Genomic DNA, 7,092 nt, shown 5'->3' with positions numbered 1-7,092 from the left:
CACCGACAACAGCATCAACGCGGCGCCGAGGCCGATCATGGAGAGATGTTGCAAGCCGGGACCTCACTGTGTTCGAGCGGACATCGGTCCGCGCGACCGCGTTAGACAGCAGATCGCCTGCCGGGGGAACGCTGCCTTGGCGTCAGCCGCGTCACGCCTCCAGGCGGATATGGTCGGCGTGGGGCGGATAGGGCGCCGTCGGACGTTCCAGAGGCTGGTGGCCCAACTTGCTGGCGAACCCATGATTGACGTCGCGGTGGTGCGCCTCGTCGGCGCGAACCACCAGCACCACGTCGCGCAGCGTCGCGTCATCGGCCAGCTTCCAGTAGTGCCTGGCGATGGCCGACGACGCGACGCTGCGCGACGTAGTGCTGGTGGTTCGCGCCGACGAGGCGCACCACCGCGACGTCAATCATGGGTTCGCCAGCAAGTTGGGCCACCAGCCTGTGGAACGTCCGACAGCGCCCTATCCGCCCCACGCCGACGATATCCGCCTGGAGGCGTGACGCGGCTGACGCCACGGCTAACGCGGTCGGGGCGGACCGATGTCGGCTCAAACACAGTGAGGTCCAGGCTTGCAACATCTCTCCATGATCGGCCTTGGCGCCGCGTTGATGCTGTTGCCCGCGCAGGCAGCGCAGGCGCAGGTTCCCACCCACATCGCCGCCGCGGTGGCCGACGCCGGCCGGCCCGGCGTCGACGTCTATCGTGACGACCGCCGCAAGCCCGCCGAGACGGTGGCGTTCGCCGGCGTCCGCCCCGGCCAGACCATCGCCGAGATGATTCCCGGAACCGGCTACTACACCCGCATCTTGTCCAAGGCGGTGGGGCCCAAGGGCCGCATCTACACCCTGCCCTTCTCCGAACCCCGCGCGCCTGCGTCCCGCGCCCTGGCTGCCGATCCGGCCTATGGCAACATCACGCTGGCCGCCGGAACGCCCCTCAACCTGGGGATCGCCGAGAAGGTGGACATGGTCTGGACCAGCCAGAACTATCACGACATCCGGGCCGGCCGGGCGCAGCTCAACAAGGCGGTGTTTGACGCGCTCAAGCCCGGCGGGACCTATCTTGTCATCGATCACTCCGCCGTCGCCGGCGCCGACGAGGGCGTGCTGCTGTCCCTGCACCGGATCGACGAGGCGGTGGTCAAGCGCGAGGTGCTGGCCGCGGGCTTCGTCCTGGAGGCGGAGAGCCAGCTTCTGCGCAATCCGGCCGACGCTCGCAAGACCCAGGTGTTCGACCGCGAGGCGAACCGCAACACCGACCAGTTCGTCCTGAAGTTCCGCAAGCCCGCCGCGCCGTAGAGCCTAAAGGATCCCATGACCCCACCCGTTCTCCCGATCCTCGCCGCCCTCGTGACCGTGGGCCTGATGACCGCCGCCGCCGCGCCCAAGGCCTCCAAGAGCTCCTGCGAAACCGCCCGGGCGCTGGCCGAGGTCAAGCTCGCCAGCGAGATCGAACGCGCCGACGCCCAGGTCTACTTGGTGCGACTGGAGCTCGCGACCACCAAGCGCCAGCTCGTGGCGGCGGTCGCCAAGTGCGGCGCGGCCTGCGCCCCGACTGCTCCCTAGGCCCGCTAGGTCTGCTCTGCGGCCGCCAGCGCCTCGACGCTCGCCACATAGGCCGGCGCGTCGAACTTCTTGAAGGTGTTCAGGCCCATCGACCGCACCGTGCCGAACACCGGCTGCGGACCCCAGGGCCGGTCGTGCAGGCCGAAGATCCAGCCGACGTTGGTGAAGGAATTGGCGTCGCGCCCGTCCAGGAACCAGCGATTGTTGAGATAGAGCGTGGTCTCGAACGCCTCCTGGGGCGTCGCGGACCACTGCAGGATCTTCTTCCCCCAGTACATGCGCAGGTGGTTGTGCATGTAGCCGGTGGCCGCCATCTCGCGCATGGCGGCGTTCCAGTAGGGGTCGTGGGTCTGCCCCGCCTCGAACTGCGCGCGGGTGTAGAGGTGTGGCCGCGGGTCGCTCGCATGCGCCTCCAGCGTCTTGCGCGCCCAATCCGGGATCGTCTCCCAGCGGTCGTAGTCGGGGGCGTGGAAGACGTGGTTCATGGACAGCTCGCGCCGCACGATCAGCTCCTCCAGGTAGCTGGCCTTGTCCGGCCCGCCGCCGTCACGCGCGGCGCGGACGGCCAGCGCGATCTCCACCGGCGAAATCTGACCGAAGTGCAGGTAGGGACTCATGTGCGAGGCGGCGCCCGCCTCCGGCCGACCGCGCTCGGCGCCGTAGCGGGCCAGGCCGTCGTCCAGGAAATCCGCCAACCGCCCGCGGGCGGCTTCCTCGCCCGAGGCGAAGCGGCGCACGGGCCCCACCGCCTGATCGATCCTCAGCCCGGCCAGCACCGCAGACACATCCGAAAGGGATATGTCGCCGTGCGCGCCGAGGTCGCTGGCACGGTGGCGGACCGGCCGCGGCCGTAGGTCCTCAATGTAGTCTTCCCAGAGCCGGTGCAGCTTCGGCCGCAGGGTTCGGGCGGCGTACTCGTGCTTGGCCGACGCGGTCTCTACCGGGACCACCACGTCGCCCTCCACCTGCACCAGGCGACAGGCGATCGCCGCGGCCAGGCGGGCGCGCCAGGTGCGCTGGATTTTCAGGTAGCCGCGGTCGCAGACCACCACCGCGGCCTGGGCCGACAGGTCGAGGGCCAGCCGGTCCGGCTCGGCCTTGCGGATCACGAAGGCGATCCCGCGCGCCGCCAGGGCCTGCTCGACCCGGGCCAGGCCCTGCAGCATGAAGGCGTAGTGTCGCGCGTTGGCTTCCGGGAACGCCGTCAGTCCAAAACAGACCAGGATCGGCAGGTCGAGGTCATTGGCCGTCTCGACGGCATACTCCAGCGCCGGATTGAAGCCCGCCCGCTGCGACTGTTGCATCCAGTAGAGGACGTAGCGGGCGCCGGTCCGCACAGGGGCGTCGCGCAGCACCTTGATTCGCGTCGACTGGATCACCCGCGTCCCCCGGCTGCGTTTACACCCGAAGATACGCAGGGAATCCTCGGCGGATGCGGCCCCGTCAAGCGTCGCAGGTCCTGACGGCATGGGCCACATGGAAAGCCCCCGAGACCGACAGCACGATCCAGTCGCCGCAGTGCGCCACCACGAGGCCATCCGGCGTTCGCACCTGCACCGCGGCGGCCTCCGCCACCGAGCGGGCGTCGTCGCCCAGCCAGCTCCACAGCGCCCGCCAGCTTTGAGCGTCATGTGGCGGCGGGACCCTGAGGGCCGCGCCATGATCGAACGGTGGGTGTGTGCGGAAAGCGCGCATGGGCCCCGAAATCGTTACGCCGGAAGCCTCGCAACAGGCGGTGCTTCGGTGACCAGAAGCTTAATCGCCGCGCTACGCACATTGCGTTTCGTGTCGGGTCTTTTCAAGGATGCAACAAAAGCCTTTACTGACGCTTAGCCGAGGCGCCGCGTCCCCGGGGGGAGGTTAGCGGGCAGAACACTTGGCGCAGGCGAGGAAGATGCGATGCTGGACACGTCTATCAGGGCTCCGGACCCCATGGATATCGCGCTAGGGGCCGCGGTCCGCATCCGGCGGCGCACCATCGGCCTGTCGCAGGAGGCGCTCGCCGACCAGTGCGGGGTGAGTTTCCAGCAGATTCAGAAGTACGAGAACGGCGCGAACCGCATCTCATTCTCACGGCTGGTGCAGATCGCCCGGGCGCTCAAATGCCGCGTGACCGACCTGATGGACGTCCTCGACGGGCCTGACCGCGAGACCACCACCGACCTCGACATGCTGACACGCATGCGCACGCCCGGCGCCTTGGAGCTGCTGGTCGCCTACGAGAGGCTGGCGCCGGAGTCGCGCAGTTCCCTGGTGGGCCTGCTGCGCTCACTCACGGGCGCCGGGGGCGCCGGCCGCTCGAAGGCGACCGCCGCCAGCGCCTGAGGCCTATTCGGCCTTCAGGTTCACCGCGGCGGTCTTACCGCGTTCTTCCGTCAGCTCGAAACTGACGCGCTGGCCCTCATTGAGGCTGCTCAGACCCGCCTTTTCCACCGCCGAGATGTGCACGAACACATCCTTGCCGCCGTCCTCCGGCTCGATGAAGCCGAAACCCTTGGTGCTATTGAACCACTTAACCGTCCCGGTGGTCATTTTCGTCCGTCTCCTACCCGCCCGCGTCTCGCTCAGGCCTGACGCAGACACAGCGTCTCGCCCGTCGAGTAGCGATGGTCCGGTCTGACGCCCGGCCGGTCAACTAAAAAGCCGTTCACCCCTCAGCCAGCACCTTGTCGATCAGCGCCCTGGCATCGGGGCCGGACCAGTCGACTTCGCCCTCCACGCGACCGCGCTCCACCCCATCGGCGCCATAGATGACCGTGGTCGGCGCGCCCGGCGCGGCGGGCTTCAGCGCGAACGGCAGCTTCATGTTGCGGTCGTGGTAGAACTTCAGCGGGTCGTTGCTGGCGATGAACAGCTTGGCCTTCAGGGCCGAGCTTTCGGAATCGATGCTGATCGCCACCACCTCCACGGGCTTGTCCGCATAGGCCGCCTGCAGCTTCGCCAGCGTCGGCATCTCGATGACGCAGGGGGCGCACCAGGTCGCCCAGATGTTCATCACCACCACCTTGCCCTTGAAGTCGGCCAGGGTGCGCGGCTTGCCGGCCTCGTCGTGGAACACCAGGTCCGGGGCGGGTCCGGCGTCCGCCAGGACCTTGAGCTTGCTCTGGAACGCGGCTGACGACGCGCCGGGGGCCGGCGAGGGCGCAGTCGGGGCCTGCTTGGTCAATGCCTGGGCCATGATGTAGAGAACCGCAGCGACGCCCAGGAGGGCGGCGCCCCAGAGGGCCCACATCAGAACCCGGCCCCTGGGCTTCGCCGCACTCGGATCTTCGCTCATATGACCGATCACTCCTCTGACGCGCCCGAAGACCCCGCCCCCGCCGGGCAGGCGATGTGGGGCGGCCGCTTTTCCGGCAAACCGGCCGAGCTGATGCAGGCGATCAACGTCTCCATCGGCTTCGACCGCAGGCTGGCGTCGCAGGACCTGGCCGGCTCCCGCGCGCACGCGGCGATGTTGCGCAAGCAGGCGATCATTTCAAGCGAGGATGCGGCGGCGATCCTGGGGGGTCTGGACACCATCGGCCGGGAGATCGAGGCCGGGAGCTTCCCGTTCCGCGAGGAATTCGAAGACATCCACATGAACGTGGAGGCCCGGCTGCGCGAGCTGATCGGGCCCGCGGCCGGCCGGCTGCACACAGCGCGCTCGCGCAACGACCAGATAGCCCTCGACTTTCGCATGTGGGTCCGCGAGGCCTGTGACCGGACCGGGCTGCAGCTCAACGCGCTGCAAAAGGCGCTGCTGGCCAAGGCCGAGGCCCACGCCGCTACCCTGATGCCGGGCTTCACCCACCTGCAGCCGGCCCAGCCGGTGACCTTCGGCCACCATCTGATGGCCTATGTGGAGATGTTCGGCCGCGACGCCGCACGCTTTGCCGACGCCAGGCTGCGGATGAACGAGAGCCCGCTGGGCGCGGCGGCCCTGGCCGGCTCACCCTTCCCTATCGACCGGGCGATGACCGCCAAGGCGCTGGGCTTCGACCGGGCCACCGCCAACTCGCTGGACAGCGTCGCCGACCGTGACTTCGCCCTTGAGGCTCTGGCCTGCGCCACCATCTGCGCGGTCCATCTCTCGCGCCTGGCGGAGGAGATCGTCATCTGGATGACCCCGCAGTTCGGGTTCGTGGCCCTGTCGGACGCCTTCACCACCGGCTCGTCGATCATGCCGCAGAAGAAGAACCCCGACGCCGCCGAGTTGGTGCGGGCCAAGGCCGGCCGGATGCTAGCGTCCTTCACCCAACTGGTGGTGGTGATGAAGGGCCTGCCGCTGACCTATTCGAAGGACATGCAGGAGGACAAGGTCCCCACCTTCGAGGCCTTCGACGCCCTGGAGCTCGCACTGGGCGCCATGGCCGGCATGGTCGCGGACCTGACGGCCAACGCCGCGCGCATGGCGAGCGCCGCCGGCGCGGGCTTTTCCACCGCCACGGATCTGGCCGACTGGCTGGTGCGCGAGCTGGGGCTGCCGTTCCGCGACGCCCACCACATCACCGGCGCCGCCGTGAAGCGCTGCGAGGCGCTGGGCTGCGACCTGCCCGGCCTGCCCCTGGCCGAACTCCAGGCCCTGGAGCCGCGGATCACGGCGGGCGTTCATGATGTGCTGACCCCGTCCGCCTCGGTGGCTAGCCGTACGAGCTATGGCGGAACCGCACCCGACCAGGTGCGGGCCCAGATCAAACGTTGGAAGGAGACCCTGGCATGAGCGTTCGCACGAAAGCCGGCGCCTGCGCGCTGGTCCTGATCGCCGCCGTGGGGCTCTCCGCCTGCGGCAAGAGAGGCGCGCTGGAGCGTCCTGGCCCGCTGTTCGGCCATGAGCGCGCCACCACGCGGGCCGCAGACGAGCAGGTGCGCCAGGCCCAGGACCCCACCCGCCCGGTGGACACCATCGATCCGCGGGACCGCACCACCGATCCGGCCCCGCCGCGCACCCTGCCGATCGAGGGCACTTCGCCCAATCCGACCCAGTCGGGGCCTCCGGGCGCCCTGCCGGATCCCTACGCCAACCCGCGCCGGTGAATCACTTCGAGCTCCTGAGGGGCGAGCTCAGGTGTGAGGACGTGCCGCTGACGGCCATCGCCGAGGCCGTGGGCACGCCGGTCTATGTCTATTCGTCGGCGACCCTGGCCAGGCACTACACGGTGCTGCGCGACGCCCTGATATCCGCCGGCGTCGCTGATCCGCTGATCGCCTTTGCGGTGAAGGCCAATTCCAACATCGCGGTGCTGCGCACCCTGGCCCAGCTGGGCGCCGGGGCGGACGTGGTCTCGGAGGGCGAGGTGCGCCGGGCGTTGGCCGCCGGCGTGCCGCCGGAGCGGATCGTGTTCTCCGGGGTCGGCAAGACCGAGCCCGAGATCGCCTTCGCCCTGGGGGCCAGGGTGGCGGAGATCAACGTGGAGTCCGAGGCCGAGCTTCGGCTGGTGGACGCCGTGGCCCAGCGGCTGGGGACCCGGGCCCAGGTGGCCATCCGGGTGAACCCCGACGTGGAGGCTGGCGGCCACGCCAAGATCTCCACCGGCAAGGCGGA

The 7,092-nt window shown here is 69.3% G+C and carries 12 protein-coding genes; 7 read left to right on the top strand and 5 right to left on the bottom strand.

The features are described 5' to 3' along the window. Positions 1–151: 151 nt before the first annotated feature. The gene (locus ACLL81_RS14275) at positions 152–412 is read right to left on the bottom strand and encodes an alternative oxidase (RefSeq protein ID WP_411289026.1); all 261 of its coding nucleotides are present in this window, start codon (positions 410–412) and stop codon (positions 152–154) included. Between ACLL81_RS14275 and ACLL81_RS14270 the strand changes: the two genes are divergently transcribed. The 3 genes from ACLL81_RS14270 (at position 339) to ACLL81_RS14260 (ending at position 1,571) form a co-directional block, all read left to right on the top strand. Further along, a complete protein-coding gene (locus ACLL81_RS14270) occupies positions 339–506 on the top strand; it encodes an alternative oxidase (protein ID WP_411289025.1) in 168 nt (55 codons plus the stop codon). The two genes, ACLL81_RS14275 and ACLL81_RS14270, sit on opposite strands and share 74 nt — an antisense overlap. Positions 507–575: 69 nt before the next feature. Further along, positions 576–1,304 (top strand): class I SAM-dependent methyltransferase, encoded by a 729-nt coding sequence (locus ACLL81_RS14265; protein WP_411289024.1) that lies wholly within the window; start codon positions 576–578, stop codon positions 1,302–1,304. A gap of 15 nt (positions 1,305–1,319) precedes the next feature. Beyond that, positions 1,320–1,571, top strand: coding sequence for a hypothetical protein (locus ACLL81_RS14260; protein WP_411289023.1), 252 nt, complete (start codon positions 1,320–1,322; stop codon positions 1,569–1,571). A 5-nt stretch (positions 1,572–1,576) separates the two neighbouring features. Here the strand turns inward: ACLL81_RS14260 and ACLL81_RS14255 are convergent, their stop codons facing one another. Together ACLL81_RS14255 and ACLL81_RS14250 are read right to left on the bottom strand one after the other, a co-directional pair. Beyond that, positions 1,577–2,950, bottom strand: coding sequence for a deoxyribodipyrimidine photo-lyase (locus ACLL81_RS14255; protein ID WP_411289021.1), 1,374 nt, complete (start codon positions 2,948–2,950; stop codon positions 1,577–1,579). Between the two features lie 64 nt (positions 2,951–3,014). Beyond that, positions 3,015–3,266, bottom strand: coding sequence for a hypothetical protein (locus tag ACLL81_RS14250; protein WP_411289020.1), 252 nt, complete (start codon positions 3,264–3,266; stop codon positions 3,015–3,017). 204 nt (positions 3,267–3,470) lie between these two features. On the opposite strand from ACLL81_RS14250, the gene ACLL81_RS14245 reads away from it, so the two are divergent. Then, positions 3,471–3,896 (top strand): helix-turn-helix domain-containing protein, encoded by a 426-nt coding sequence (locus ACLL81_RS14245; protein WP_411289019.1) that lies wholly within the window; start codon positions 3,471–3,473, stop codon positions 3,894–3,896. Between the two features lie 3 nt (positions 3,897–3,899). Here the strand turns inward: ACLL81_RS14245 and ACLL81_RS14240 are convergent, their stop codons facing one another. After that, complete coding sequence (locus tag ACLL81_RS14240; RefSeq protein WP_411289018.1) at positions 3,900–4,103, bottom strand: cold-shock protein; 204 nt, start codon at positions 4,101–4,103, stop codon at positions 3,900–3,902. Between the two features lie 115 nt (positions 4,104–4,218). Then, positions 4,219–4,848, bottom strand: a complete 630-nt coding sequence (locus tag ACLL81_RS14235; protein WP_411289017.1) for a TlpA family protein disulfide reductase — start codon at positions 4,846–4,848, stop codon at positions 4,219–4,221. Here ACLL81_RS14235 and argH point away from each other — a divergent pair, their 5' ends adjacent. From argH to ACLL81_RS14220, 3 genes are all read left to right on the top strand, one after another. Continuing rightward, complete coding sequence (gene argH, locus ACLL81_RS14230) at positions 4,849–6,270, top strand: argininosuccinate lyase (RefSeq protein ID WP_411289016.1); 1,422 nt, start codon at positions 4,849–4,851, stop codon at positions 6,268–6,270. After that, positions 6,267–6,584 carry a hypothetical protein gene (locus tag ACLL81_RS14225; protein WP_411289015.1) on the top strand — a complete coding sequence of 106 codons (318 nt, stop codon included), beginning with the start codon at positions 6,267–6,269 and terminating at the stop codon, positions 6,582–6,584. Before argH ends, ACLL81_RS14225 begins: the two co-directional genes overlap by 4 nt. After that, positions 6,581–7,092, top strand: a 512-nt coding sequence (locus ACLL81_RS14220; RefSeq protein ID WP_411289014.1) for a diaminopimelate decarboxylase family protein, incomplete at its 3' end; no start/stop codon positions are given. The genes ACLL81_RS14225 and ACLL81_RS14220, both read left to right, overlap by 4 nt.

The organism is Phenylobacterium sp. (genome assembly GCF_046590535.1).
Taxonomy (GTDB): domain Bacteria; phylum Pseudomonadota; class Alphaproteobacteria; order Caulobacterales; family Caulobacteraceae; genus Phenylobacterium.
Note: the sequence above shows the minus strand (reverse complement) of the source record. Positions and strands in the feature narration are given on the sequence as shown.